This is a genomic window from Azospirillum sp. TSH58 (assembly GCF_003119115.1).
Classification (GTDB): Bacteria; Pseudomonadota; Alphaproteobacteria; order Azospirillales; family Azospirillaceae; genus Azospirillum.
The window spans coordinates 1378717-1403654 of sequence record NZ_CP022364.1 but is presented as its reverse complement, the minus strand read 5'-3'; the positions used below and the strand labels follow the sequence as shown (position 1 = coordinate 1403654).

General features: G+C 72.5%; 22 protein-coding genes. 10 read left to right on the top strand and 12 right to left on the bottom strand.

The window, feature by feature from the left end; genetic code table 11:
- The first annotated feature begins 55 nt into the window (after nt 1-55).
- The 3 genes from TSH58p_RS10165 to TSH58p_RS10155 all read left to right on the top strand — a co-directional run bounded on the left by TSH58p_RS10165 (nt 56) and on the right by TSH58p_RS10155 (nt 4254).
- On the top strand, nt 56-1078 hold the full coding sequence (locus TSH58p_RS10165) for an amidoligase family protein (RefSeq protein WP_109072157.1): 1023 nt from the start codon (nt 56-58) through the stop codon (nt 1076-1078).
- 10 nt (nt 1079-1088) lie between these two features.
- Nucleotides 1089-1802 carry a gamma-glutamyl-gamma-aminobutyrate hydrolase family protein gene (locus TSH58p_RS10160; protein ID WP_109072156.1) on the top strand — a complete coding sequence of 238 codons (714 nt, stop codon included), beginning with the start codon at nt 1089-1091 and terminating at the stop codon, nt 1800-1802.
- Nucleotides 1803-1935: 133 nt separating this feature from the next.
- On the top strand, nt 1936-4254 hold the full coding sequence (locus TSH58p_RS10155) for a sensor histidine kinase (protein WP_109072155.1): 2319 nt from the start codon (nt 1936-1938) through the stop codon (nt 4252-4254).
- A 73-nt stretch (nt 4255-4327) separates the two neighbouring features.
- Here the strand turns inward: TSH58p_RS10155 and TSH58p_RS10150 are convergent, their stop codons facing one another.
- A complete protein-coding gene (locus tag TSH58p_RS10150) occupies nt 4328-4765 on the bottom strand; it encodes a hypothetical protein (protein WP_146205943.1) in 438 nt (145 codons plus the stop codon).
- 328 nt (nt 4766-5093) lie between these two features.
- Between TSH58p_RS10150 and TSH58p_RS10145 the strand changes: the two genes are divergently transcribed.
- Nucleotides 5094-6677 (top strand): phospholipase D-like domain-containing protein, encoded by a 1584-nt coding sequence (locus TSH58p_RS10145; protein WP_109072153.1) that lies wholly within the window; start codon nt 5094-5096, stop codon nt 6675-6677.
- Between the two features lie 21 nt (nt 6678-6698).
- On the opposite strand, the gene TSH58p_RS33075 is transcribed toward TSH58p_RS10145, so the two are convergent.
- The 4 genes from TSH58p_RS33075 to TSH58p_RS10125 form a co-directional block, all read right to left on the bottom strand.
- A complete protein-coding gene (locus TSH58p_RS33075; protein WP_247874257.1) occupies nt 6699-7976 on the bottom strand; it encodes a methyl-accepting chemotaxis protein in 1278 nt (425 codons plus the stop codon).
- A 304-nt stretch (nt 7977-8280) separates the two neighbouring features.
- Nucleotides 8281-9051: an OmpA family protein gene (locus tag TSH58p_RS10135; protein ID WP_109072151.1), complete on the bottom strand. Its 771-nt coding sequence runs from the start codon at nt 9049-9051 to the stop codon at nt 8281-8283.
- A complete protein-coding gene (locus TSH58p_RS10130; RefSeq protein ID WP_247874256.1) occupies nt 9051-9551 on the bottom strand; it encodes a DUF4398 domain-containing protein in 501 nt (166 codons plus the stop codon). Before TSH58p_RS10130 ends, TSH58p_RS10135 begins: the two co-directional genes overlap by 1 nt.
- 189 nt (nt 9552-9740) lie before the next feature.
- Nucleotides 9741-10277 carry a hypothetical protein gene (locus TSH58p_RS10125; RefSeq protein WP_109469218.1) on the bottom strand — a complete coding sequence of 179 codons (537 nt, stop codon included), beginning with the start codon at nt 10275-10277 and terminating at the stop codon, nt 9741-9743.
- Nucleotides 10278-10496: 219 nt separating this feature from the next.
- Here TSH58p_RS10125 and TSH58p_RS10120 point away from each other — a divergent pair, with 219 nt between their 5' ends.
- Nucleotides 10497-11162 carry an NnrU family protein gene (locus TSH58p_RS10120; protein ID WP_109072722.1) on the top strand — a complete coding sequence of 222 codons (666 nt, stop codon included), beginning with the start codon at nt 10497-10499 and terminating at the stop codon, nt 11160-11162.
- A gap of 77 nt (nt 11163-11239) precedes the next feature.
- Entirely contained in the window at nt 11240-11509 is a 270-nt protein-coding gene (locus tag TSH58p_RS10115) for a DUF2934 domain-containing protein (protein ID WP_109072721.1), read from the top strand.
- Nucleotides 11510-11543: 34 nt separating this feature from the next.
- Here TSH58p_RS10115 and TSH58p_RS10110 read toward each other — a convergent pair whose 3' ends face one another.
- On the bottom strand, nt 11544-12281 hold the full coding sequence (locus tag TSH58p_RS10110) for a hypothetical protein (protein WP_247874307.1): 738 nt from the start codon (nt 12279-12281) through the stop codon (nt 11544-11546).
- A gap of 34 nt (nt 12282-12315) precedes the next feature.
- Nucleotides 12316-13422, bottom strand: a complete 1107-nt coding sequence (locus tag TSH58p_RS10105; protein ID WP_109072719.1) for a Do family serine endopeptidase — start codon at nt 13420-13422, stop codon at nt 12316-12318.
- Nucleotides 13423-13866: 444 nt separating this feature from the next.
- Between TSH58p_RS10105 and TSH58p_RS33910 the strand changes: the two genes are divergently transcribed.
- On the top strand, nt 13867-16119 hold the full coding sequence (locus tag TSH58p_RS33910; protein WP_247895526.1) for a pentapeptide repeat-containing protein: 2253 nt from the start codon (nt 13867-13869) through the stop codon (nt 16117-16119).
- Between the two features lie 127 nt (nt 16120-16246).
- Here the strand turns inward: TSH58p_RS33910 and TSH58p_RS10090 are convergent, their stop codons facing one another.
- The 5 genes from TSH58p_RS10090 to TSH58p_RS10070 form a co-directional block, all read right to left on the bottom strand.
- Complete coding sequence (locus TSH58p_RS10090; RefSeq protein ID WP_109072035.1) at nt 16247-17656, bottom strand: heme biosynthesis protein HemY; 1410 nt, start codon at nt 17654-17656, stop codon at nt 16247-16249.
- Entirely contained in the window at nt 17653-19515 is a 1863-nt protein-coding gene (locus tag TSH58p_RS10085; RefSeq protein ID WP_146205938.1) for a mitofilin family membrane protein, read from the bottom strand. Before TSH58p_RS10085 ends, TSH58p_RS10090 begins: the two co-directional genes overlap by 4 nt.
- Nucleotides 19516-19577: 62 nt before the next feature.
- The gene (locus TSH58p_RS10080; protein WP_109072037.1) at nt 19578-20333 is read right to left on the bottom strand and encodes a uroporphyrinogen-III synthase; all 756 of its coding nucleotides are present in this window, start codon (nt 20331-20333) and stop codon (nt 19578-19580) included.
- 12 nt (nt 20334-20345) lie between these two features.
- Nucleotides 20346-21272, bottom strand: coding sequence for a hydroxymethylbilane synthase (gene hemC / locus TSH58p_RS10075; protein WP_109072038.1), 927 nt, complete (start codon nt 21270-21272; stop codon nt 20346-20348).
- Between the two features lie 55 nt (nt 21273-21327).
- Nucleotides 21328-22194, bottom strand: coding sequence for a bifunctional 2-polyprenyl-6-hydroxyphenol methylase/3-demethylubiquinol 3-O-methyltransferase UbiG (locus TSH58p_RS10070; RefSeq protein ID WP_109072039.1), 867 nt, complete (start codon nt 22192-22194; stop codon nt 21328-21330).
- A gap of 77 nt (nt 22195-22271) precedes the next feature.
- Here TSH58p_RS10070 and tsaD point away from each other — a divergent pair, with 77 nt between their 5' ends.
- The 3 genes from tsaD (at nt 22272) to TSH58p_RS10055 (ending at nt 24920) form a co-directional block, all read left to right on the top strand.
- On the top strand, nt 22272-23345 hold the full coding sequence (gene tsaD / locus TSH58p_RS10065; protein ID WP_109072115.1) for a tRNA (adenosine(37)-N6)-threonylcarbamoyltransferase complex transferase subunit TsaD: 1074 nt from the start codon (nt 22272-22274) through the stop codon (nt 23343-23345).
- Nucleotides 23346-23358: 13 nt separating this feature from the next.
- On the top strand, nt 23359-23826 hold the full coding sequence (locus tag TSH58p_RS10060) for a GNAT family N-acetyltransferase (RefSeq protein WP_109072040.1): 468 nt from the start codon (nt 23359-23361) through the stop codon (nt 23824-23826).
- 83 nt (nt 23827-23909) lie between these two features.
- Nucleotides 23910-24920 (top strand): NAD(P)H-dependent glycerol-3-phosphate dehydrogenase, encoded by a 1011-nt coding sequence (locus TSH58p_RS10055; protein ID WP_109072041.1) that lies wholly within the window; start codon nt 23910-23912, stop codon nt 24918-24920.
- The last annotated feature ends 18 nt before the right edge of the window (nt 24921-24938 follow it).

Here is a 24938-nt window from a genome sequence, read left to right as displayed (position 1 = left end):
GGCGGCGATCATGGTGGTGGAACCGCCATGCCGGGCGCCGTGTTGAACGGGCGCCATGGACACCACATTCCGCACGCCCCCCCATTCCACCACGACGGACGGCGCCCCGCGCACGGTCGGCGTGGAGGTCGAGTTCGCCAACCTCGACGCCCCCTCCGCGGCGGCGGTGGTGCACCGCCTGTACGGCGGCGCGCTGGAACCGGAGGACCCGCACCGCTGCCGGGTGACCGGCACGCGGCTTGGCGACTTCTCGGTGGAGCTGGACATGCGCTCCGCCCATCCCGGCAAGGCGCAGGACGGCGAGCCCGGAGCCGCGGACATGTCGGTCGACAAGACGGTCGGCAAGGCGGTGGCCAAGGCGGTTGACGGCATGGTGGAGGCGCTGCGGCCCTGGTGGGGCAACATCGGCAGCCTCGTCATGCCCTTCGAGATCGCCGCCCCGCCCATTCCCATCGCCCGGCTGGCCGAGCTGGAGCCCCTGTTCGCCGCCCTGAGCGCCCAGGGGGCCGCCGGCACGGGCGCCAGCCCGCTGTTCGCCTTCGGCCTGCACCTGAACCCGCAGGTGGCGCGCACCGACGGGGAGTATGTGCTGGACCATCTGAAGGCCTTCCTCCTGCTCGCCCCCTGGCTGCGCCGCGAGATCCGCGTGGACCCGACCCGGCGCCTGACCGGCTTCATCGCCGCCTTCCCGGTGGAGTACGCGGTGAAGGTCGTCGATCCCGCCTACCGTCCGGACCTCGACGGGCTGATCGGCGACTATCTGGAGGCCAACCCGACCCGCAACCGCGAACTGGACCTCTTCCCGCTGTTCGCCCATCTCGCCCCGGAGACGATGGCGGCCAAGCTGAGCGACCCGCATGTGCGGCCCCGCCCGACCTTCCATTACCGCCTGCCGAACGCCCGGCTGGGCGATCCGGACTGGTGCCTGGCCCAGGACTGGAACCGCTGGGTGGCGGTGGAGGAGCTGGCGGCGGACCGCGACCGGCTCGACGCGCTGGGGGCGGACTTCCGCGCCTTCGCCGCGCGCCAGGCGCTGGACGGCTGGGCCGCCGAGGCGGGCCGGCGGCTCGCCGTCTGACGGGGGCGACATGGCCGCCTTCATCGCACGGGGTCGCCCCCTGATCGGAGTCACCGCGTCGGTGCATGGCAGCCGCATCGCCTGGTGGGCGAACCGTCTGGCGCTGCGCCGCGCCGGGGCGCGGGCGGTGCGCATCACGGCGCGCGACCCCTTTCCCATCGAGCGGCTGGACGGGCTGGTGGTCGGCGGCGGCGACGACATCGACGCCGCCCTCTACGGCGAGACGGCCCGCCCGAAGATGCGCATCGACCCGGAGCGCGACCGGCTGGAGCTGTGCGCGCTGGACGGCGCGGCGGCCCGGCGGCTTCCCGTGCTGGGCATCTGCCGGGGCTCGCAGATGATCAACGTGCACCGCGGCGGCTCGCTGCTCACCGACATCCACGAGATGTACGAGGAGGCGCCGCGACTGCGCACCGTGCTGCCGCGCAAGCGCATCCGCATCGACCCGCGCAGCCATCTCTACCGCATCCTCGGCATCGCCGAATGCCGGGTCAACGCGTTGCACCATCAGGCGGTGGACCGGCTGGGCGACGGCCTGCGCGTGGTGGCGCGCGAGACCGTGGGGATCGTCCAGGGGATCGAGGCCGTCCACCACCCCTTCCTGATCGGCGTGCAGTGGCACCCCGAATATCTGGTCGCCGACCAACGCCAGCAGGCGCTGTTCCGCACCCTGGCCGCCACCGCCGCGGGAACCGCCAGCCTGGAGGACGCCGCCACCCTGTAGCCGTCCCTTGGGCGGCCTCCTTAACTGTTCGGTGTGCCACCATTTCCCTCGCGGGCGGAAGCGGCTATCCTAACGATCGGGCCAAAAGATCGGGCTTGGCGATCGGGCCGCCGCAACGGCGGAGGAGCAGCGGGTGACGGAGAAACAGGCGGGCCGGCGGCTTCGGCTGCACACGGTGACGATGCTCACCGCGCTGGCCACGGCGTTTCTGATGGCCGGGCTGACCCTCGGGGTGGGCGGGGCCTTCGTCCGGGTGCTCGACCTCGCGGAGGAGGCGGACCGCGCCATCGTTCCCCAGATTGCCCGCCAGCACCAGTACGCCGTCTTCGCCGCCCGCATGGGCCAGCTCGCCGAGGCCGTCCTGCGCTCCCGCTCGCCGGAGGAGCGCGCCGGCGCCCTGGCCGAGGTGGAGGGCGTGTCGCAGCGCTTCGCGGCGGACGCGGCGGCCCCGGAGCTGCTGCAACGGCTCGAAACGGCGATCCAGGCGGTGCGCCGCACCGCGGAGCGGGCCGACGCCATCGACGCCCTGGCGGCCCAGGCGGTCGCCCTGCAGCGCAAGGCGGACGAGGCGTTCCTGAGGCTGCTGCGCTCCGGCGCGCCCCTGGATGTGCAGGAGCCCTACCACCGCGCGCTGGAGGCGCTGGCCGCGGGCCTGATCGCGACGGACACGGTGCAGCTTGCCGGCGAGGTCGCCCGCTTCCACGAACACGCCGCCGAGGTGGTGAACGCGCTGATCCCGCTGGAGCCGGGGGAGAGGGCGCCCCTGGCCCGCACCGCGCGCGACCTGGACGGGCTGGGCGAGCTGTTCACCCTGCGCCGGACCATCCTGTCGGAAGCGGGGCTGATGGGGCTGGAGACGGAGATCGCCCACGGCGTGCTCAACGACCTCAGCGGCAGCCTGACCGACGCCGCCGCGACCAACACGCGGCGCATCGCCGACACCCTGACCGATCAGGCGCGCAGCGGCCTGTGGATCGTGCTGGTCGGGCTGGGTGTCGCCTCGGCGGTGCAGACGCTGCTCTACGTGCTGCTGCGCGTCCATGTGGTCCGCCCGATCCGCCGGGCCTCGCAGGCGCTGGCCATGGTGCAGCGGGAGCGCCGGACCGTCCGCCTGCCGCCCGCCCTGTTCGCGGAGCTTCAGGCCATCTCCACCAGCGTGGAGCGGTTCGGCACGGCGCTGGTGGAGACCCACGCCTACGCCGAGGCGCTGAAGGCTGGGGAGGAGCGGATGCGGGCGATCCTGGCGGCCTCGCCCTTTCCCATCGTGATCGCGCGGCGGTCGGACGACGCCGTCCTGTTCGCCAACCCGCAGGCCGAGGCGCTGTTCGGGACCGAGGGGTCGCGGCTGGCGCTGACGCGCAACGCGCGCTTCTTCGTCCACCCGTCCGACGCCGCCCGGCTGTCCCGTCTGGTGGCCGAGCAGGGGGCGGCGAGCGACCTGGAGATGGAGATGCGCACCGCCGGGGGGCGGCCCTTCTGGGCGATGATCTCCGCGGTGGGGATCCACGACGTGGACGAGCCGGCCATCCTCATCGCCGTCAACGACATCACCCTGCGCAAGCGGTCGGAGGAGGAGACGGAGGCCGCCAAGCAGCGCGCCGAGGGCGCCCTGGCCGACCTGCGCGACACCCAGGCCCATCTGATCCAGGCGGAGAAGATGGCCTCGCTCGGCGGGATGGTGGCGGGGGTGGCGCACGAGGTGAACACGCCGGTGGGCATCGCCCTGACCGGCATCACCCACCTCGCCGACCAGACCCGCAAGGTGGCCCGCGGAGTCGAGGCCAACACGCTGCGCCGCGCCGACTTCACCGGCTATCTCGCCACCGCGGGGGAGGCCTGCCGGCTGATCGAGAGCAACCTGAACCGCGCCGCCGAACTGATCCAGAGCTTCAAGCAGACCGCCGTGGACCAGACCAGCGAGGAGCGGCGCCGCGTCGATCTGGCCGCCTATCTGGACGACGTGCTGACCAGCCTGCGCCCGCGGCTGAAGCAGACCCCCCACCGCGTCGTGGTGGACTGCCCGGCGGGCCTGTGGGTGGACAGCTATCCCGGCGCGCTGTTCCAGGTCCTGACCAACCTGACGATGAACGCGGTGGTCCACGCCTATCCGGACGGGCGGGCCGGCACGCTGACCGTCGCCGTGACCCGCCCCGGCCCGCAGGAGGTCGAGCTGCGCTTCTCCGACGACGGCTGCGGCATTCCCGCCGCCCATCTCGGACGCGTCTTCGACCCCTTCTTCACGACGCGGCGCGGCGAGGGGGGCAGCGGGCTCGGCCTGCACATCGTCTACAACATCGTGACCACCCGCCTGCGCGGCAGCATCCGGGTGGACAGCCGGGAGGGCGGCCAGGGGGCCGGGGGCACCTGCTTCGTCCTGCGCTTCCCCGTCGAGGCCCCGCCCGCGGTGGACTCCGGCGGGCCGGCGGCGGTCCGGCCGGAGCCGGTCGCCTGAAACGGCCGATTTGAAACGGAAACGGGCGCGCCGGAGGTTCCGGCGCGCCCCTTCCCGTCAAGTCCGCCCGTCCTTACTGGCTGCCGTCCGGGCCGCAGTTCGGGGTGCCCGGCGGGCAGTGGGTGCCGGTCGCGGTCTGGTTGTCGCGGGCCGGGTTGCTGCTGGTGGCGCTGCCCAGGCCCGACGGCGCGGTGGTCTGGCCCTGCCAAGTTCCACCCGACGAGCCGCTGCCCATGGTTCCGTTGCCCATGGTGCTGCCCGACGAGCCGGGCATGCCGCTGCCCGGCATGGGGGTCCCCGGCATGGTGTTCATGGTGCCGGACGAGCCGGCGGTGCCCGGCGAGGTGACGCTGCCCGGCGTGGAGCCCGGACCGGAGGTGCTCAGGCCGGTGGACGGCGACGTGGTGGTGCTGGGAACGGTCGGGCTCACGGCGGTGCCGCCCGACTGGGCGACGGCGGAGCCGGCCATCAGGGCGAGGGCCGACGCGGCGGCGATCAAAAGGGTACGCATCCTCATCTCTCCATCTGGTGGTGGCGCCCTTTGGCCGGGCGCCCTCCTGGCGGGGGTTCGGGCGGGGATTCAGTCTGGCGCTCTGTCTGGCGCCCTGCGGCGCGCCCGTCCCCCATTCGTCCATCCCCAACAGAAGGCCCGGCGCATCGTTGCGACAAAACCGGATGGATCATTTCGATCTTTTGGCGAGCCGCCCACCGTCCGGGCTTTCCGTCCGCCCCCATCCAGATGCGGATGCCGGGCGATTCCGGAGCAGTCCGGCGCCCCGCGGAACAGCCCGCCGCCAGAAGAGTTGACGCAAGCACCGTTACGGCACGTCGAGGCAGGAATGAGCGATCATCGGGATGCGGCGGACCTTGCCGGGGCGCGGCCCATCCTGCGCCCCGGCGCCACCTGCTGGCGGACCGAGCGGGCGGACCGGGTGGCCGTGCTGGTCGACGGCGCCGCCTTCTTCGCGGCGGTGCGCGCCGCCCTGCTGCGGGCGCGGCGGTCGGTGATCCTGCTCGGTTGGGACATCGATCCGCGGATGCGCCTCGACCCTGACGACCCGGAAACGCTGGGCGACTTCCTCGCCCGCCTGATCCGCCATCGCCCGTCGCTGCAGATCCACGCGCTGAAGTGGGACATGCCGTTCCCCATCTCGCTGGAGCACCCGCACGGGCCGCTGGAGCGGCTGAACCGGCGCACCGGCCCGCGGCTGACGCTGGAACTGGACGACGCCCTGCCGGTGGGGGCGGCGCAGCACCAGAAGCTGGTGGTGGTCGACGACGCGCTGGCCTTCTGCGGCGGCATCGATCTGGCCGGCGACCGCTGGGACACGCCGGAGCATCTGGACAACGACCCGCGCCGCCGCTGGCCGACCGGGGAGCTTCACGCGCCGCGCCACGACGTGATGATGGCGGTGGACGGACCCGCCGCCCGCGCGCTGGGGCTGATGGCGCGCGAGCGCTGGAGCCATGCCACGGGGCAAGCCCTGCCGCCCCCGCCGCCGGAGGGTTTTCTCGCGGCTGGCGCCGATCCCTGGCCGGAGGGGCTGCACCCGCTGATCACCGACGCGGCGGTGGGCATCGCCCGCACGCTTCCCGACTGCCTCGTCGGCCGCCCGGTCCGCGAGAACGAGGCGCTGACCTTCGCCGCCATCGCCGAGGCGCGTCACAGCATCTATCTGGAGAACCAGTATTTCGCCTCCTTCCGGGTGGCCGAGGCGCTGGCCCGGCGGCTGCGCGAGCCGGACGGGCCGGAGGTGGTGGTCGTCGTCCCCATGGAAAGCCCGAGCTGGTTCGACCGCATGGCCATGGACACGCCGCGCGGCGTGGTGCTTCAGGAACTGCGCGCCGCCGACCGTTATGGACGCCTGCGCGCCATGACCCCGCTGACCGAGGGCGGCAACGGCATCGTCGTGCATTCCAAGCTGATGGTGGTCGACGACCGGCTGCTGCGCATCGGGTCGAGCAACCTGAACAACCGCTCCATGGGTTACGACACCGAATGCGATCTGGCGGTGGAGGCCCAGCCGGGCGACCGCAGCACCGCCAACGCCATCGGCGCCGTCCGCAACCGCCTGCTGGCCGAGCATATGGGCGTGGACCCGTCGGAGATGACCGCCGCCGTCCGGGCCACCGGCCGCCTGGTGGCCGCCATCGACCGGCTGAACAAGCCGTCCGGACGCCGCCTGGCGCCGCTGCCCGACACCGACCCCGGCCTGACCGAGCAGGCCTTCGCCGCCCTGCGCATCGCCGATCCCGACCGTCCGGAGGAAGCCTGGGCCGTGTGGAAACGCATGCCCCCGGCCCCGGCGCCGGCCCGTTCCCTGACCCGCGCGGTGGGAGCGGCCCTGTTCACCGCCGGGGCGATCGCCGGGGTCTACGCGGTCGCGCGGGCGATGGTCGAAGCCGAGCGCGGCGACCGCTGAGCGGCTTGCCGCAACCGGTTGTCAGGCGGCGCGCTTGCGGATGCCGGACAGACCGCGCAGATCATCCTCCAGCCCGTTCAGCCGCGCCAGCCCGCCGCTGATCGCGTCCAGCTCCCGCCGCAGCCCCTCGGGCACGCGCAGGTCGCCGGCGAAACCGGAGAGCGTGTCGGCCAGGGAATCGCCCAGCCGGTCCAGCTCGCCCATCAAGCGTCGCTCGTGACCGGCGAGGTCCTGCTGGCCGGCGCTGAGGCTTTGCAGGCGGTCGGCCAGATCGGACAGCAGCGCGTGCTCGGCGGCCACCTTCGCCTGGGCGTCCTGTCCGGCGATCTGCTGGGCGATCGCCTGCTGCATGCGGTCGATGCCCTTCTGGATGACCTGGATGGCCTCGTTCGACTGGCGGGCCAGATCGCGCACCTCGTTCGCCACCACGCGGAAGCCGTGGCCGTATTCCCCGGCCCGCGTCGCCTCGATGGCGGCGTTCAGCGCCAGCATGTTGGTGGCGGACATGATGCGGGTGATGGCGTTGACCGAATCCTCCAGCGCGCGGGATTCCGCGACGATCTGCTCGAACCGCGTCAGGTCGGAGTTCGCTTCCGCCCGGCGGCGGTCCAGATGCTCCTGGAGGCTGGTGAGAAGCGCGCGGTTCTCCGTGGCGCAGCGCTGGGCGTCGTCGTGGCGGCCGGCGATCTGCACCCCGCTGTCGCGGATGAAGCCGACCAGGGCGGCGACCGCGTCCTGCGTGTCGGACAGGCGGGCGCGCAGGGCCTGCGCCTCCCGCTCGGCCTGATCGAGCGCCGCGCCGACGCGGGCCTTGGCCAGCTCGACCGCCTGCGGCACCTCGGCGATGGCGCGCTCCGCCTCCGGCGGGATGCCCTGGGGGCGGCGCGCGAAGGCCAGCCGGGCGGCGCACAGGCTGCCGAACTCGTCCAGCGGGCCGTCCATGCCGTTGTCGCGCAGCAGGCGCCGCCACTCCTCCGAATCCCGGTGCAGGGTGACGAACAGGCGGTTGGCCTCGTCCGTCGTCAGCGTCTCGCCATCGAAGGTCAGATGTTCGTGCGGGATGAAGTTGAACAGCGACGTGACCATGGTCCGCCGTGTTTCCAGCACCCAATACTGGACGACCATCACCACCATGATGGTGACGATCATGCCGAGCGCCGCCGCCGGCCCCTCCGGCACGCCGAACCGGTGCAGCGTGGCGTTCCACAGCGGGTTGAGGAGAACCACCACCACGATCACCGGAAGGCCGATGATGAGGAGAAGCAGAGCCTGCGCCTTCAAGAAACCCCTGCTGAGCATCGCTCCCTCTTCACCTTGTTCAGTGGTCATGCAAAATCCCCACGCAATCAAAAGGACGCATCGGCCCTTCCTGTTCGCGCATGGTAAAACCACACACCGTGCAAGGTAAAGAAACATCGAGTTTGCCGTGCATTCGCGACAATTTTTCCGGAGAGGCGCGATCCGGGCGCAATGACGGTGCGGCACGGGCAAGTCGGAGCGGGAAAACAGGCCGGAAATCGGGCCGGAATCGAAGCGGGCGAGCCGTTTCCGGCCCGCCCGTTCTTGGTCACGCGCGCTCTGCGTCAAATCGCAGCACGGCTCGTCAGGAGCGCGTCTCCGCCACCGAGCCCGGCTCGGAGATCACGATGTCCACCCGCCGGTTCTGCTGGCGCCCCGACTCCGTGCTGTTGGAGGCGACCGGCTGGGCCGACCCCAGGCCCTGGGCGGCGATGCGGCTGGGGTTGACGCCGCGCGCGGTCAGCGCGTCGCGCACCGCCATGGCCCGCTCCTCGGACAGGCGCAGGTTCGTGGCCGACGAGCCGGTGGTGTCGGTGTAGCCCTCGATCCGCACGGTCCGTTCCGGGTTGCGCTGGAGGAAGTTGGCGAGTTCCCCCAGCCGCGCGTCGGCGCCGGAGGTCAGCCGGGCGCTGCCGGTGGCGAACAGCACGTCGCCCAGCGACATCACCAGCCCGCGCTCCGTCCGCTCCGCCTGGAGGGCGCGGATCTGGTCCTGGAGGCGGTAGGTCTCGGCGTTGGCGACGACCTGCTGCGCGCCCTTCATCGCCGCCACGTCCTGGGCGATCTGGAGCTGCCGGTTGGCGAGATAGGCCTGATGGTCCATCTCCGCGGTGTTGCCGTCGCTGCGCGCCCGCTCGCCGCGCTGCAGCGCCTCTTCGGCGCGGCGCAGCTCAAGCGTGGCGTTGCTGGCCAGCTGCGGGTTGGCGGCGGCGCTGGAGTAGGACTGGCGCGCCTGGGCCAGGGCCGGCGTGTCGTCCGGGGTGGCGCAGGCGCCGAGCGACAGGGCGACGACGCCCAGCGACGCCAGGGCCAGGCTTTTCCCCGTCTTGCGGGTCTTCTTGTGTGTGGTGTGCATCACGGCGTGCCCTCCAGCGTGCGCGGGGCGCTCCAGGTCGAGGTTCCGCTCATGGCCAGCGGGGCCAGGGGAGCGGCGGCGGAGGTGGCGGGCGCCCGGCCCGGAACCGAAGCGCCGGGAATACCAGCGTTGGGGTTGGCGAGCGTGCGGACCGCGCTGGCGGCCTGCTGCGCCGTCGCCCGCTGCGAGCGCACGGTGGCGAGTTCGGCGTCGGCCTGCGCCTGCTCGGCGAGGCGGCGGGCGCTGGTCCGCTCGTCCTCGCGCATGGCGGCGTCGGCGGCGGCCAGCTTCTCGCGGGCGGACTGGAACTCCGCGGGGGCGTGCTGGAGGGCGCCGGCCCGTTCGGCCTGCTGGATGGCCTGCGCCGACGCGCCGAGCTGGGCGGTCGGCGGCGGCACGCTGCCGGCGCAGGCGGCCAGCCCGAGCGACGCCGACAGGATGGCCGCGCCCCTCCAATTCAGCTTGGGCCATCCCAGGGTCGAAATGCTGTTGCGGTTCATGCTGCGGCTTCCCGAATGACCGCGGCGCACGGCCGCGGGAGAGTGATCGCCGCTCCAACGCGCCGCCGGGTGGAAGGTTCCTTGTCAGCACATCCGCACCGGGAAACGCTCCGCTTGCGCGCAAAAAGACGGCCGGGGGAGTGCCCCGGCCGCAAGGTCTGCCTGGATGGGAGGGGAAGGGGGAGGGGTTTACTTCTGGATGCCGATGACCTGCTGCTGGGCCTTGTTGCCGATGCCGGCGGAGAGGTTGGAGACGGTGCCGAGGTTCTGGTTGAACAGGGCGCCCGGCGCGCCGAACTGCATGGCCTTGACCTGCTGCTGCGCGGTGTTGCCGATGCCGACCGCGCTGTTGCTGACGGTGCCGGCGTTGCTGTTGAAGCCGCCCAGCGCGAAGGGCGTCTTCACACCACCGCCCATCCCGCCGGCCTGCACGCCAACAACCTGCTGCTTGGCCTTGTTGCCGACGCCGGCGGCGAGGTTGGAGACGTTGCCCAGGTTGGAGGCGGTGCCGAAGGGACCGGCCAGCCCGCCGCCCGCCTGCACACCCATCACCTGTTGCTGCGCCTTGTTCTGGATGCCCGCGGCGGTGTTGGAGATGACCCCCAAGTTGCTGGCGTTGCCGAGCGGGATGCCGCCGGTCATCAGGTCGCCGGCGAAGGCCGGGCCAAAGGAGGCGGTGGAGCAGAGCAGGACGGCGGCGGCGGCGATCAGGGTGGTGCGGCGCATGGTGTGGTTCCTTCCGGTGTCTGGGGGAGTTGGCTTCTGGGGGATTTGGCTGCCGGTTCCGTCTGCGTCTGGCCCCGGCCTGTCCGATGACCAGACCCTACGCCCCGCCGCCCATCCCCGCTGTGGCCTGCGCCACACCCGGACGCGGTTTGCTGTCGGCGCTTCATGTTTGACGTTCATCAAGACTCTGGCGGGCAAAGCGGTGTCTTCTCTGCCCCCATGACCACCGACCTTCTCCTCGCCGCCCTGTTCCTGTTCGCCACCCACGCCGTGCCGTCCTGGCCGGGGGTGCGGCCGTGGCTGATCGCCCGGCTGGGGCGGGGCGGGTTCGTCGCCCTGCATTCGCTGGGCTCGCTGCTGGCGCTCGGCCTGTTCGTCTGGGCCTACCGCGAGGCCGGGAGTGGGGAGCCGCTGTTCGTTCCCGCCGGCTGGGCGGCGCCGCTGGTCGTCGCGCTGATGCCGCTGTCCTTCCTGCTGATCGCCGCCCGCGTCACCAGCAAGGCCGGCGAGCCCGACGCCCCCAACCCGCCGCGGGGCATCTACCGGATCACCCGCTTCCCCGGCTCCATGGGGCTGCTGCTGTGGGCGCTGCTGCATCTGCAAGCCACCGGGGACGGGCGGCGGGTTGTGCTGTTCGTCGCGATGGCGGCCATCGCCCTGTTCGCCATGGTCAAGAACGACTGGCTGCTGCGCCGCGGCGCTGCCGGGCGGTCCTACCGGGCGGAGACCTCCGCGCTGCCCTTCGCCGCCATCCTGACCGGGCGCCAGAGCGTCCGTCCCGGAGAGATCGGCTGGGGGCGTGTCCTGGGCGCGCTCGCCGCCTACGCCGCGATGATCGCGGTGCATCCCTGGCTGTTCGGGGTCAGCCCGCTCTATTGGCTGTAGCGGGAAGGTGTGCGGCACGCCGTGCCGCTCCGCCTGTTGACGGTCATGAGGACAGACCGCACAGGAAGGACAGCGCCATGGAGCATCACACCGGCCCCGACGACCCCCGCGTCCGCGAGCGCGCCCACGCCATCTGGGAACGGGAGGGCCGTCCCGAGGGGCGCCACATCGAGCATTGGCAGCAGGCCGCCCGCGAGATCGCCGAGGAGGACGCCGTCCCCGGCCCGGAATCCGGGTTGCAGACGCCCGACAGCGCCAGCGAGCGCGCCCTGCACGAGGCCGCCGAGCATCTGCGCGGCGTGGACGCGCACAGCCGCCAGCGCCAGTCGTCGCCGGCGGAAGGCTGATTGGGGGGAGGCTGATCGGGTGGACGGCTGACCGTCAGTCCTCGTCGTCCAGCGACAGCTGGCGGACTTCCAGCCGGGGATCGGGCTGCTGGGAATTGGGCTGGGGCAGCGGGCGCGGCTCCGCCCCCCGGCCCGCGGCGGTTGGCGGCGCGGCGCGCGGCGGACGCAGCGGCTTGTTCACCGTGCCCCGCGGCCCGATGCTCGGCTCGTCGCCGAAGTCGGGCAGGGGCGGGCAGCGGTCCATCACCGCGCGCATCAGGACGGCGACGCGGTCGGTCTGCTTGCGCAGGCCCTGCCCGCGCTCCCCGTCATAGAGCGGGTCGTCGAGGAACTTGCGGATCTCCATCAGCGCGCGGAACTCCACCCCCACCGTCTCGTGCGTGCCGATGGGCAGCGCCTTGACCCGCGCGAAGGTGTTGAAGAAGCCGAGGCTCTCCTCCACGAACAGGATCACCATGCGGGCGTGCAGGCGCTCCAGCGCGGTGGTCATCGGGCCGATCAGCTCCTCCATCTCCGACGGGGCGGCGTCCAGCCGTTCCTGGGTCACCGCCGCCAGCGAGAAGAAGTCGCGCACCTTCCGGGAGAATTTGCGGTAGCGGCCCATCCCGCCGACCGACACGCGCTCCCGCGCCGCCGCCGCCAGATCCGCGCATTTCTTCAGCATGTCGTCGAGCCGCATCAGCATGCGGGCGACCTCGCGCTGGCGCTGGGCCGCGCTGACCATGGGGGCGGGCGGAGCCTGCCGGCGGGGAGGGGAGGGGCGGCCGATCATCAGCGATTGGTTATCATGGTCTGGCTCGCCGGGTCTAATTCCCCGTGCGGACGTTGAGGACCCGCTCGCTGCCGCCGCGCAGGACGGTGACCTGAAGCGGCGTGCCGGCCCGCACCAGACCCATGCGGTTGCGGAAGTCGGTGGCGCTGCGCACCGGGCGCCCGTTCACCGCGGTCACCACGTCGCCGCTGCGGAAGCCGGCGCGCTCGGCGGCCGACCCGCGCTCGACCTGGGCGATGACCGCCCCGGCGTCGCCGGCCAAGTTCATGCTGTCGGCCAGATCGGGCGTCAGGTCCTGGATGGCGACGCCGAGCCGGCCGCGCCGCACCTCGCCATACTCGACCAGCTGCTCCATCACCGAGCGGACGATGCTGACCGGCACGGCGAAGCCGATGCCGACCGACCCGCCGGCCGGGCCGATGATGGCGGTGTTGATGCCGACCAGCTCCCCGTTGAAGTTCACCAGCGCGCCGCCGGAGTTGCCGGGGTTGATGGAGGCGTCGGTCTGGATGAAGTCCTCGTACCCCTCGATCTTCAGCCCGCTGCGCCCCAGCGCCGAGACGATGCCGGAGGTCACCGTCTGGCCCAGCCCGAAGGGGTTGCCGATGGCGACCAGGAAATCGCCGACCTTCAGCTGGTCCGAATCGCCCCAGGACAGGGCGGTCAGCTTCTCCGCCTCGATCTTCAGCAGCGCGATGTCGGTCGCCGCGTCCCGCCCGACCAGCTTGGCGCGCAGGCGGCGGCGGTCCTTCAGGGTGACGGCGATTTCCTGCGCGTTCTCCACCACATGGGCGTTGGTGATGACGTAACCGCGCCGCGCGTCCACGATGACGCCCGACCCGGCGCTGACCTGCGGGCGGGCCTGCTGCTCGGGGACGTTGAAGAAGCGGCGGAAGAAGGGGTCGCGCAGCAGCGGGTTCTCGGCCTGCGGGGCCCGCGACAGGACGGCGATGTTGACGACGGCGGGGGTCACCTGCTCCAGCATCGGCGCGATGGTCGTCACCCCGGTGACCCCGGCCGGCAGGGCCGCCGCCGCGGGGGCGGGAGCCAGACCCGCGCCCGGAACGCCGATCCCCAAAAGCCCGGCCACGCACGCCGCACCCGCAAATCGAAGCGCCGCGAACCGAAGCGTCGTCCTCATCGGCATCTTGTCCCTGTTCCTGTTGTTCCGATCCGCGTTTCCGCGGCAGCCCCGTCCGGGCCTGGCGGGGCTGATGTGGGCGAACGGCGCCGGCGGATCAAGCCTGCGCACCCTTTGCCCCACCGCGCGCCGCGCCCGGGGCTGCGGAGTATAGGGCAGCGGCGGTGACGGGAGAATCCTCAAAGCCGCGGCATGGCCCGCGTTTCCGCCCTCATCTTGTGATTGGCCTCCACGCGTGTCCTCCATGCCTGGTTGCGTGACGACGGGAGCGCCATCGCGGCATCGCCCATGACTTCATTAAGACTTTGTTCAGCGGGATCTGCGAGGACGTAATGCAAGGGATTTGCCTGAAATCCAGGCCATGTCTGGTGTAACCTCAGTTTTCCTAAGACGTGCTTTCCTCCATGGCGGATACTCAACAGCGGCCCGCCGACGGTGACGACGATGAGCGACGTTCCTCTGATGGAACTGACCGAGCATGATTACCTCCAGATGGAGGAGGCGCTGTCGCAGACCGCGCGCGGTCGCGCGTTCCTGCGCATGCGCGACCGACGATCCCGCGTGGTCGCGGTGGACGAGTTCCACCGGCTGATCGGCGCGCTGGAGCAGCAGATCAACCGGCTGCGCGGGGTGGAGCACGGCGCCTTGCCCCGCCCGGCGCCGGGTGGCGGGATGGGGGATGGCCTGCAGCTTCAGCAGGAGCTGATGTCGATCACCCAGGTGGTGCGCGAGACGCGCAGCGACATCGCCGCGCTGCGCCCCGCCGACACCGGGTCGAACCGCATCGAGGCGGCGACCGGCGAACTGGACGAGATCGTCGCGGCGACCGAGCGGGCGACCACCGACATCCTGAACGCCACCGAGAAGATCCAGGAGATCACCCAGGGCATCCCGCGCGACGATCCCGACATCGCCGAGATGGTCGACGCCATCGACGCCTGGAGCATCGAGATCATGACCGCCTGCGCCTTCCAGGACATCACCGGTCAGCGCACCACCAAGGTGGTCAACACGCTGCGCTACATCGAGCAGCGCGTGAACACGATGATCGAGATCTGGGGCGTCGACCGCATCGCCACCGCGTCGGAAACCGAGTCCATGGGCGAGGTCTCGTCCCACCGCAAGCTGGGCGACACCCGGCCCGACGCGCATCTGCTGAACGGCCCGCAGCTCGGCGGGCCGGAGGTCAGCCAGGACGACATCGACGCCCTGTTCGACACGCTGGCCACGCAGATCCCCCAGGTTCTGGAACGGGCCGAACCGGCGGAGGCGCCCGCCCCCCGCCGCCGCCCGCGCCGCCGCCCCCCCCTGCCGCCGCTGCGAAGCCGGCCCCGCGTCCCGCCGCCCCGGCGCCCGAACCGTCGGGCGGCGGCAGCGAGATTTCGCAGGCCGACATCGACGCGCTGTTCGCCTGAGGCGCCGATGGCGAACGACGGCTCCCACAAGTCCCGGATACGCTTGAGCCAGGAGCAGCTGGACCGGGTGTGCGAGCGCCATGTCCGCTTCACCGAGGGGCGGCCCAACGGCGCCCGCGCCAACCTGCCCTTCTTTGACCTGACCGGGCTCGACCTGTCGGGCCGCAACCTGACCGGCGCGCATCTGTCGGGCGCCATCCTGCGCGACGCCAGGATGCGGGGAACCATCCTCGACCACGCCGACCTCTACGGCGCGGATCTGCGCGGCGCCGACCTGTCGGAAGCGCGGCTCTACCGCACCGACATGCGCGGCGCCAATGTGCGCGGCGCGATCCTGGACGGCGCGGTGATGGTGGAAGTCGACCTGCGCGACGGCAGCGTCGCCAACCGCAGCGCGTCCGGCGAGCTGAAGGTGATCGGCTTCGAGCCGGGACCGGCGGACATGGCCTCGGCCAAGCTGACCAACGCCGACATGGCGCGGGCCAAGCTGTCGGGCAGCTTCGCGCGGGCGGCGGATTTCACCAACTCCCGCCTGTCGGGGGCGCGGCTCCAGCGCACCGACCTGCGCGACTGCAACTTCTCCGGCGCCGACCTCCAGGGGGCGGACCTGAACGGCGCCGACCTGCGCGGCGCCAAGCTCGACGGGGCCAAGGTGTCGGAGCTGGACCTCGTCACCTCCATCCGCACCGACGAGGAGGCCGCCGCCGCCGCCCTGGCGCCGCCGACCCTTCCGGAGCCGGACGAGGACCCGGCGGCGGAGCCCGTCCAGCCGGCGATCGCGGCGGCGGACATCGAGGTTCTGCTGCACCAGCACCTGCTGTGGCTTGGCACCAGCGGCCAGCAGGGGCGCCAGCTCGACCTGACCGGCCTGAACCTCGACGGGGTGGACCTGTCGGGCAAGGTGCTGACGCTCGCCAAGGGCTCCGGCGTGCGGCTGCGCCACGCCCGGCTGAACGGCGCGCAACTCCAGGCGGCCCAGTTCGACGGCGCCGATCTGCGCTCCGCCGACCTGCGCGGCGCCGACCTGCGCGGCGCGAAGCTGGACCGCGCGATCCTCATCGACGGCTGCCTGGACGGGGCCAATCTGGGGATGCTGCTGATCAGCGCCGGGGCCAAGATGATGCGCGCCTCGCTGGTGCGCGCCCGCATGGCCGGCGCCTCGCTGAGCGCCACGAACATGAAGGGCTGCGACCTGACGCTGGCCGACCTGACCGGCTGCGACCGCAGCAGCGCGATCTTCGACGAGGCCATCCTGGACGGCGCCCGGCTGGGCAACGCGTAGCGTCCGGGGCCGCAGGGCGCCCGGGTTTCGACCCACCGTTTCGACAAAGAAAAAGCCCCTCCCCGGCGGACCGGGAAGGGGCTTTTTTCTTGCTGCGACCGACTTTCCTGCTGCGACCGAGGCGCGGCTAGGTCGCTCCCTGCGGGGCGATCTGGCCTCCGGGTGCGACGCCCGGCTGGCCGGTGACGGGCTCCGTCGCCTGATGGGTGATGACCGTCGGCGCGGCCTCCGGGCTCATCAGCGACATGCTGACGGTCGGGGCCTTCCATTCCAGGCTGTCGAAGGCGCCGCAATGGCCGCACAGGCCGCCCCAGCTCGGGCTGACCGCGTTGCAGGCGGTGCAGGTCCAGGCCGCGTCCGCCGGGGCGTTGGCCGCCTGTGCCAGCCAGGCGCGCGCCGCCTCCTCGTCCTGCCGCTCCGCCCGCTCCAGCTCGGCCAGGAGCTGGAAGACGCGGCGGGAGGGCCGCATCTCCAGCGCCTTGGTCAGATGGGCGCGGGCCTCGCCCCACAGCTGGGCGTCGAGGGAGGCGCGGGCCACGGCGAGCAGCGACTCGACGTCGTTGGGGGCGTGTTTGCGCAGCTTCTCGAACAGCTTGACGCGGGTCATCGGGTCGTAGCTCGACACCACCTCGCGGTAGGCCGAGGTCAGGTCCGGGTGCGGGTTGACGCGCCAGCAGCGCTCGATGGTCTTGGCGGCGTTCTTGTGCTTGCCGATGGCCATCTGCAGCCGGGCCGCGCGGGCCGCCGCCGGGACGAAGCCGGACAGCAGGTCGTGCGCCGCCTGGGCGTGCGACAGGGCCGAATCGGACCGGCCGCGGCGCTCCGCCTCGAAGCTGCGCTCCAGAAGCAGGGTGGCGCGGTGGCGGCGGCCGTCGTCGGGGTTGATGGCGCCGGCCTGGACGGCCTGCTGCAGCGTGCCTTCCGCCGCCGCCCATTCACCCGAGCGGGCTTCCAGGTCGTACAGCGTGCCAAGCAGCCAGGGCGTGTTGGGCTGGAGCGACTGGGCGCGGCGGGCGAGCTGCAGCGCCTCCACCCGGTCACCGGCCTTCAGCGACTGCGTCAGCAGGCCGCGCAGGCCGAGGAAGGCGGTCTCCGGCCGGTCGAGCATGGCGGTGAAGTATTCCTTCGCCGCGCGGTCGTCGCCCTGGAGCTGGGCGGCCTGGGCCGACAGCAGCATGGTCAGGGGCGGCTCGTTGAGCAGCCCGTCGGCCTTGCGCGCCATCTTGCGGGCGGTCGTGGCGTCGCCGGCGGCGACGGCGACCATGCCGCGGGTCAGCGCCTGATAGCCGCGCTCGCGCCGGCGCGAACGCCGGTAACGGCCGAAGTTGCGCGGCGCGCCGAGGATGGCGCGGGCCAGCCGGTACAGGACGATGCCCGCCGCCAGGGCGGCGACGCCGATCAGGATGGCGATGCCGAAGCCGGTCTCGACGACGTAGCCCTGCCAGTTGATGGCGACGGTGCCGGGGTGGTTGGCCAGCCAGACCGCGATCGCGACGACGATGGCGACCTTGATGATGAACCAGATGGCGCGTGTCATTGGGCCGCTCCCTTGACACCGGCGGACTGCGAGAGCAGGCCGATGGCGCGGTTGGTGAGCTGCTGGCCGGCCTCGTTGGCGGCCAGACGGGCCTTGGCGTCGGCGATCCACGGGGCGGCGACCTGCGCCGCCGGACCCTTCAGGGTCCCCAGCTCCTTGACCGCGCCGCCGAGATTGCCGGCCTGCAGCGCGGCTTCGGCGCGGGCGACCACCGCCGAGGCGCCGTCGCCGACCGCGTCGCCGCCCGAGCGGCGGACGGTGACCAGCGTGGCGATCTTGCCGGTGACCTGCTCGACCCAGTCGTTGCCCTCGCCCTGGTTGTCGGCGCGCACGATGTCGGAGGCCATGGCGGTGAAGCGGTCGGTGAGCTGCGGCTGCGTCGGCACGCCCTTGGCGGCGTAGCCGGCCACGGCCTCCAGCGGCTGCGTCACCTGCGCGTCACCCGACGCCACGGCGCGGACGGCCTGCAGTTCCTGCTGGAACGGCTGACCGGCGGCCAGGGCGGAGCGGAGCTGCCCGGCGGCAAGCACCAGCGTCTGGGCGGCGGTGGCGGCGTCGCGGCGGGATTCCACGGCCTGGTTGACGGTGGACAGCTCCTGCTTCAGCGCGTCCACGTCCTGACGGATCTGCCCGGCGGCCTGGACCTCGCTGCCCACCGCGTCGACGCGCTGCTGGACCTGGCCGAGCTGCTCGGTCAACTGGGCGATGCGCGGATCGGGCTCGGCCGGGGCCGCCGCGGCGGCGGCCTGCGGACGCTCCTCGAGCTGCTGGATGCGGGCGGTGAGCTGGCCGACGGCGTTGTCGAGCGTCTGCTGGTCGATGCCGGCGGCGGCGGCGTTGCCCTCGGCCGGGGCGGCGGGGCGCTGCTCCAGCTTGGCGAGGCGCTCGGACAGCTGCTGGATCTGGTTGCGCAGAGCCGGATCGGGCTGCGGCGCGGGCGCCGTGGCGACCGGAGCGGCGGGACCGCCGGCGGTGGGCCAGCCGGGGACGCGCGGGCCCCACCAGGGCTGCGACAGGGCGGCGGCGCCGACCAGCAGGGCGATCAGCGACACGGCGGTGGCGAAGCCGGCCCCGGACTTGCGCTCCTCGCGCGGCGCCTCGTAACGCGGCGGCTCGTAGGAGGAGGCGGTGTAGGCGGGGGCGGGGGGCTCCACCGGGGGCGGCGTCTCGCTCTTGACCGCATCGGCCTTGAAGGGATCGGCGAAGGGATCGGCCTTGACCTCCTCGGCCTTGGTCTCCTCGACCTTGATCTCCTCGGAGCGGATCTCCTCGCCCTTGATGGTCTCGGCCTTCACGTCGCCGCCGGGCAGAGTGTCGGCGGCGCCCGGCAGCGTGTCCGCGGCGGGCGGCAGGATGGAGGGCGGCAGGTCCGTGGCCGGCACCGGGCCACCGCCCGCCAGCGTGTCGGCGCCCGGCAGGGTGTCCTCGGCCTTGGTGGGCTCGGCCGTGCCGGAGTCGAACGGCCCGGCGCTCCCGGGGAGGGAGACGGCCGGCGGAATGACAGCGGCGTCCGGCGGCAGCGGCACCACCGAGCCGGCGGCGTCGGGAGCGTTGCGGTCCTCGCTCGGCGTGGCGGCTTCCAGGTCGGCTTCGCTCAGCTTGATCCGATGCTTGGCGGCGGAGGTGCGGAGGTCGGCGTGGCGGGCCAGCGGAATGGCGCCGCGCTTCTTCCAGCCCTGCACCGTGGTGACCGGGATGTCCAGCTTGTGGGCCATGGGGCGGATGCCGCCGAAGCGTTCGATGATGCGTTCGACGGCGGGGCCGCCGCCCACTTGATTCTGGTCGGGCGTCTGGTTCTGGTCGGACGGCGTGTGGCCGTTCGGGTCAGCCTCGTGTTCGGAGCCTGGGCGAGAGGTCATTGGGTGCCTTCTGGTCGCAGTTGTTCTCAACGAACGCCACACAAGCCCCCAAGCGGATGCGCTCAAGCCCGGCCCGTGCCGCCGGACGGGTCCGGCAGCAGGCCGAGCAGAGAGTCCTGCTCCGGCCGTGGCGCCACCCGTACGTTCTGCCACGGTGTCACTCCCAGCTCACCGTACGCGCGGGCAGCCTCCGCGACCGCGGGGCTGAGGCAGAGCGCGTCCACTGTACGACAGCGGTCGATGAGCCCGGCCTCGGCGACAAGCCTAACAAACGAACGGGCGGTACGGGGAGAGAAAAACAACACGGCGTCCAGTGTTCCCGTACGCAACAGCGCCGCCGTGCCGTCCGACAGCCGCGCGCTCGGAACGGCGTCGTACAGCGTTTCCCGCAGGATGGAAAATCCGGCCTCGCCCAGCAGGGCCGACAGGTCGCCGGCGAGCTTGGTTCCTGCGACATGAAGTAGCGGACCCGCCGCTGCGGTGCAGCGTCGGCGCACCAGATCGGCCAGCGCGTACACGTCGCCGGACGCGCTTTCGACCTGTGTGAAACCGGCCGCCCGGGCGGCGGTCGCGGTGGCGTCGCCGACCGCATAGACCGGACGGTCAAGCCGGCTCGTACGTCTGGTGTAGCCCCGTACGCCGTTTGCGCTGGTGAAGAGAAGGGCCTGTACGTTCCCGACGTCCGGCTCCGGTCCGTCGAGCCAGCGGATCTCCAGCATCGGCTCCGCCGACACGGTGAATCCCAGCGCGCGCAGACGGGTCGCCAGCGGTTCGGAATCCTCCGCCGGACGGGTGACCAGGATGTGGGGGGCCGCCATCGCCGGCCGCCGTCAGCTCTTGAAGAAGTCGGGCGGCAGGACGGCCTTGATCTCCGCCCCGGCGTCGGCGCCGATCGCCGCGGCGTCGCCGGCGCTGCCGCTGCGCTCCGCCCGGAAGACCTGCCGCCCGTCGTTGGACAGCACCTTGGCCTTCAGGTGCAGCCGGTCGCCGTCCAGCGTGGCCAGCCCGGCGATGGGGGTGCGGCAGGAGCCGTCGAGCATGGCGAGGAGCGCGCGCTCCGCCGTCACGCGGGCCGTGGTGGCGGCGCAGTTCAGCGGGGCCAGCAGGGCGCGGGTGGCGTCGTCGGCGCTGCGGATCTCGATGCCGATGGCGCCCTGGGCGACGGCGGGCAGCATCTCCTCATGCTCCAGCACGGCGGTGATGCGGTCGGTCAGGCCGAGGCGGCGCAGCCCGGCGAGCGCCAGCAGGGTGGCGTCGACCTCCCCGGCCTCCAGCTTGGCGAGGCGGCTCTGCACGTTGCCGCGGAAGGGCACGACCGTCAGGTCGGGCCGCCGCTCCAGGATCTGGGCCTGACGGCGCAAGCCCGCGGTGCCGACGACGGAACCGGCGGGCAGCGTGTCCACCGTGTGGCCGCCGCGCGAGAAGAAGGCGTCGCGCGTGTCCTCGCGCGGCAGGAGCGTGGCAATCTCCAGCCCGTCCGGCATCCAGGTCGGCACGTCCTTCATCGAATGGACGGCGAGGTCGGCGCGGCCGTCGAGCAGCGCGTCCTCCAGTTCCTTGGTGAACAGGCCCTTGCCGCCGGCCTCGGCCAGCGTGCGGTCCAGGATGCGGTCGCCGGTCGTCTTGAAGACGACGATCTCTATGGCGCCGGGGGCGGCCAGATGCGGGTGCGCCGCGATCAGCCGGTCGCGGGTCTCGTGGGCCTGCGCCAGCGCCAGCGGGCTGCCGCGCGTGCCGATGCGGAGCGGTTGGGTCATGGGGGCAGTGTTCTAGGCGATCCACCGCGCTTTGCAAGCCCTGGTGACGCGCGTGCTACTCTTTGGTGAAGGGGGCGGCGGTGAAGGGGGAGGCGCGCCGCGCCGTGACCACCATGCGGCGGCTGTCGACCGTCCACGGGGCGTCCTCGAAATCGCCGGCCAGCCGTTCCACGGCGAATCCGGCGCTCTCCAGCATCAGCTCCAGCTCGTAGCGGAAGATCATCCGCCAGGTGAAGCCGTATTCGGTCACCGCGATCTTGCCGTCCGGCAGCAGCTCGTCGTACCAGCCGTGGATGCGCTGGCACTGCCGCTCGTCCAGGCGGGTGGCCAGGGTGTTGCGGATGTAGCGGTTGCCGCTGTGCGGGTTGCGCCGCGGCTCCGACGGGCTGGGCTTCGTCTCGGCGTCCATCGGCAGGGTCAGCGGGTTCATCACGTCCAGCGCCAGCGCGCCGCCCGGCGCCAGATGGGCGGCGGCGGCGGCCAGCGTGCGGCGCTCCACCGTCAGGTCGGGGATCAGCATCAGCACGTTGAAGGGAAGGACGGCGAGCCGGAAATCCCGCACCGGCAGGTCCAGCGCCGCGGCGTCCTGCCGCACCACATGGACGCGGTCCCGCACCTCCGGCGCCTCGCGTTCCAGCTTGGCGCGGAGCTGGTCGAGCATGGCGGCGGAGACGTCCACCGCCCACACCGTGTGCCCGGCGCGGGCCAGCGGGATGGTCAGGCGCCCGCTGCCGCAGCCGATCTCCAGGATCGGGCCGCCGGTCTCCGCCGCGCGCTCCTTGTAGAAGGGCACGTCGCCCAGGATGCCCAGCCGGGCCAGCGTCGCCGCGTGCTCCGCCCGCGCCTCGCCGATCTCCAGCGACGGGTAATCGCCGTCGTAATAGACGATGCTGGCGTCGTCGTCGGGGACGTCCTTGTTCATGGGCGCCTGAACAGCCTTAAATTTCCGGGCCAAGACCCTATACCAGAGCGGTCGGGACGGCTAGTTTGACGGTCATCATGATCGTTCTTGGAATCGAAACGAGCTGCGACGAGACGGCGGCGGCCATCGTGACCGACGCGCGGGAGATCCGCGCCGACGTGGTGCTCTCGCAGCTGGACGACCACACGCCCTACGGCGGGGTGGTGCCGGAAATCGCCGCGCGCGCCCATCTGGAGCATCTGGACGGGCTGATCCGCCGCGCCATGGCGGAGTCCGGGCTGGGCTTCGCCGACATCGACGCCGTGGCGGCGACCGGCGGGCCGGGGCTGATCGGCGGGGTGATCGTCGGGGTGATGACCGCCAAGGCCATCGCCGCGGCGCGCGGCCTGCCCTTCGTCGCGGTGAACCATCTGGAAGGTCACGCGCTGACCGCCCGGCTGACCGACGACGTGCCTTTTCCCTACCTGCTGCTGCTGGTGTCCGGCGGGCATTGCCAGCTTCTGGTCGTGGAGGGGGGGGGCCGCTACCGGCGGCTCGGCACCACCATCGACGACGCGGTGGGGGAGGCGTTCGACAAGACGGCCAAGCTGCTCGGCCTCGGCTATCCCGGCGGGCCGCTGCTGGAGAAGGCGGCGGCGCTGGCGACCGATCCTGGCCGCTTCGACCTGCCGCGCCCGATGGTCGGGCGCCCCGGCTGCGATTTCTCCTTCTCCGGCCTGAAGACCGCGGTGCGGCGCCATGTCGAGGAATTGGGGACGCCGCTGTCGGCGGCGGACCGGGCCGACCTCGCCGCCGCCTTCCAGACCACGGTGGCGGAGGTGATGGCCGACCGCTGCGCCCGCGCCATGCGCCAGTTCAAGGAGATGCACCCGCAAGGCGGCGCCCTGGTGGTGGCCGGCGGGGTGGCGGCCAACAGGACGCTGCGCGCCCGCCTGCAAAAGCTGGCCGACCGCGAGGGCATGCCCTTCGTGGCGCCGCCGCTGCGGCTGTGCACCGACAACGCGGCGATGATCGCCTGGGCGGGGATCGAGCGCTTGCGGCTGGGCCAGACCGACCCGCTGGACTTCGCCCCGCGCCCGCGCTGGCCGCTCGATCCGACCGCCAAGCCCGCCATCGGCAAGGCCGGGGTCGGCTCCGGCGTGAAGGCGTGAGGATGATGCCGTCGTGACCCTGACCTTCCGCACCGCCGGGCGCGACGACGTGCCGGAGATCGTCCGGCTGATCGCCGACGACGCCCTGTCCACCGGCGGCGACGTCTACGGCGAGCCGCTGGACCCGCTCTATTGGGAGGCCTTCGACCGCATGGCGGCCCAGCCGGGCAATTCCATCGTGCTGGCGGAGCGGGACGGACGGATCGTCGGCTGCTTCCAGTTCACCGTCACCCACGGGCTGGCCCGCCGGGGCGCGGCGCGGGCGACGGTGGAGGCGGTGAAGGTGGACGGCGCGCTGCGCGGCCAGGGGATCGGCAGCGCCATGATGCGGCACGCCATCGCGCTGGCCCGCGCCGAGGGCTGCGTGATGGTGCAGCTGACCAGCCAGACCCGGCGCACCGACGCCCACCGCTTCTACGAGCGGCTGGGCTTCCGGGCGAGCCATGTCGGGATGAAGCTTCTGCTGACAGCGGAGGCGTGACCGTCCGGCTTGCGGACCGGGGACGCTCCGCCTAAACAGGCGGGCAAATCCTTCAGGACAAGTCTTAAAAACGGGGGGCATCCATGGCGGCAACGGACTTCCGGCGCATCGGCGTGATCGGCGGCGGGGCCTGGGGCACGGCGCTGGCTCTGGCCGCCCTGCGCGCCGGGCGGGAGGCCCTGCTGTGGGCGCGCGAGCCGGCGGTGGTCGAGTCGGTCAACGCCGCGCGGGAGAACCGCGACTATCTGCCGGGCGTCACCTTGCCCGCCGAGCTGCGCGCGACCGGCGATCTGGGCGAGGTCGCCGCCTGCGACGCCATCCTTCTCGTCACCCCGGCCCAGCATCTGCGCAGCGCCTGCGCCGGCCTCGCCGCCCATCTGCGGCCGGGCACCCCGCTGGTCATCTGCGCCAAGGGGATCGAGCTGGACAGCCACGCCCTGATGAGCGAGGCCGCCGCCGCCGCGCTGCCGGCGGGGACGCCGCTGGCCGTGCTGTCCGGTCCGACCTTCGCGGCGGAGGTGGCGCGCGGCCTGCCGACCGCGGTGACGCTGGCCTGCGCCGACGCCGCGCTGGGCGCCCGGCTGGTCGAGGCGCTGGGCAGCCGCACCTTCCGCCCCTACCTGTCGGACGATGTGGTGGGCTCGCAGATCGGCGGGGCGGTGAAGAACGTGCTGGCCATCGCCTGCGGCGTGGTGGAGGGCCGCAAGCTGGGCGACAACGCGCGGGCGGCGCTGATCACCCGCGGACTGGCCGAGATCACCCGGCTGGCCCTGGCGCTCGGCGGCCGGCCGGAGACGCTGATGGGGCTGTCGGGGCTGGGCGACCTGACGCTGACCTGTTCCAGCCTGCAATCGCGCAACATGTCGCTGGGCGCCGCCCTGGGCGCCGGCCGGACGCTGGCCGAGGTGCTGGCGGAGCGCCGTTCCGTCGCCGAGGGCGTCTACACCGCCGCCGCGGTGGTCGGGCTGGCCGGGAAGAAGGGCGTGGACATGCCGCTCTGCGCCGCCGTGGACGCCATCCTGAACCGCGGCGCCGGGCTGGACGCGACGATCGACGGGCTGCTGTCGCGGCCCTTCCGCGAGGAGGGGCGCTGAGGGGCGGGGGCGCCACGA

Excerpts from the sequence above, each read along its gene's own strand:
- TSH58p_RS10165 (WP_109072157.1), top strand. The coding sequence starts at position 56 with ATGGACACCACATTCCGCACGCCCCCCCATTCCACCACGACGGACGGC.
- TSH58p_RS10160 (WP_109072156.1), top strand. The coding sequence starts at position 1,089 with ATGGCCGCCTTCATCGCACGGGGTCGCCCCCTGATCGGAGTCACCGCG.
- TSH58p_RS10150 (WP_146205943.1), bottom strand. The coding sequence starts at position 4,765 with ATGCGTACCCTTTTGATCGCCGCCGCGTCGGCCCTCGCCCTGATGGCC.
- TSH58p_RS10145 (WP_109072153.1), top strand. The coding sequence starts at position 5,094 with ATGAGCGATCATCGGGATGCGGCGGACCTTGCCGGGGCGCGGCCCATC.
- TSH58p_RS33075 (WP_247874257.1), bottom strand. The coding sequence starts at position 7,976 with ATGCTCAGCAGGGGTTTCTTGAAGGCGCAGGCTCTGCTTCTCCTCATC.
- TSH58p_RS10135 (WP_109072151.1), bottom strand. The coding sequence starts at position 9,051 with ATGCACACCACACACAAGAAGACCCGCAAGACGGGGAAAAGCCTGGCC.
- TSH58p_RS10130 (WP_247874256.1), bottom strand. The coding sequence starts at position 9,551 with ATGAACCGCAACAGCATTTCGACCCTGGGATGGCCCAAGCTGAATTGG.
- TSH58p_RS10125 (WP_109469218.1), bottom strand. The coding sequence starts at position 10,277 with ATGCGCCGCACCACCCTGATCGCCGCCGCCGCCGTCCTGCTCTGCTCC.
- TSH58p_RS10120 (WP_109072722.1), top strand. The coding sequence starts at position 10,497 with ATGACCACCGACCTTCTCCTCGCCGCCCTGTTCCTGTTCGCCACCCAC.
- TSH58p_RS10115 (WP_109072721.1), top strand. The coding sequence starts at position 11,240 with ATGGAGCATCACACCGGCCCCGACGACCCCCGCGTCCGCGAGCGCGCC.
- TSH58p_RS10110 (WP_247874307.1), bottom strand. The coding sequence starts at position 12,281 with ATGATCGGCCGCCCCTCCCCTCCCCGCCGGCAGGCTCCGCCCGCCCCC.
- TSH58p_RS10105 (WP_109072719.1), bottom strand. The coding sequence starts at position 13,422 with ATGAGGACGACGCTTCGGTTCGCGGCGCTTCGATTTGCGGGTGCGGCG.
- TSH58p_RS33910 (WP_247895526.1), top strand. The coding sequence starts at position 13,867 with ATGAGCGACGTTCCTCTGATGGAACTGACCGAGCATGATTACCTCCAG.
- TSH58p_RS10090 (WP_109072035.1), bottom strand. The coding sequence starts at position 17,656 with ATGACACGCGCCATCTGGTTCATCATCAAGGTCGCCATCGTCGTCGCG.
- TSH58p_RS10085 (WP_146205938.1), bottom strand. The coding sequence starts at position 19,515 with ATGACCTCTCGCCCAGGCTCCGAACACGAGGCTGACCCGAACGGCCAC.
- TSH58p_RS10080 (WP_109072037.1), bottom strand. The coding sequence starts at position 20,333 with ATGGCGGCCCCCCACATCCTGGTCACCCGTCCGGCGGAGGATTCCGAA.
- hemC (WP_109072038.1), bottom strand. The coding sequence starts at position 21,272 with ATGACCCAACCGCTCCGCATCGGCACGCGCGGCAGCCCGCTGGCGCTG.
- TSH58p_RS10070 (WP_109072039.1), bottom strand. The coding sequence starts at position 22,194 with ATGAACAAGGACGTCCCCGACGACGACGCCAGCATCGTCTATTACGAC.
- tsaD (WP_109072115.1), top strand. The coding sequence starts at position 22,272 with ATGATCGTTCTTGGAATCGAAACGAGCTGCGACGAGACGGCGGCGGCC.
- TSH58p_RS10055 (WP_109072041.1), top strand. The coding sequence starts at position 23,910 with ATGGCGGCAACGGACTTCCGGCGCATCGGCGTGATCGGCGGCGGGGCC.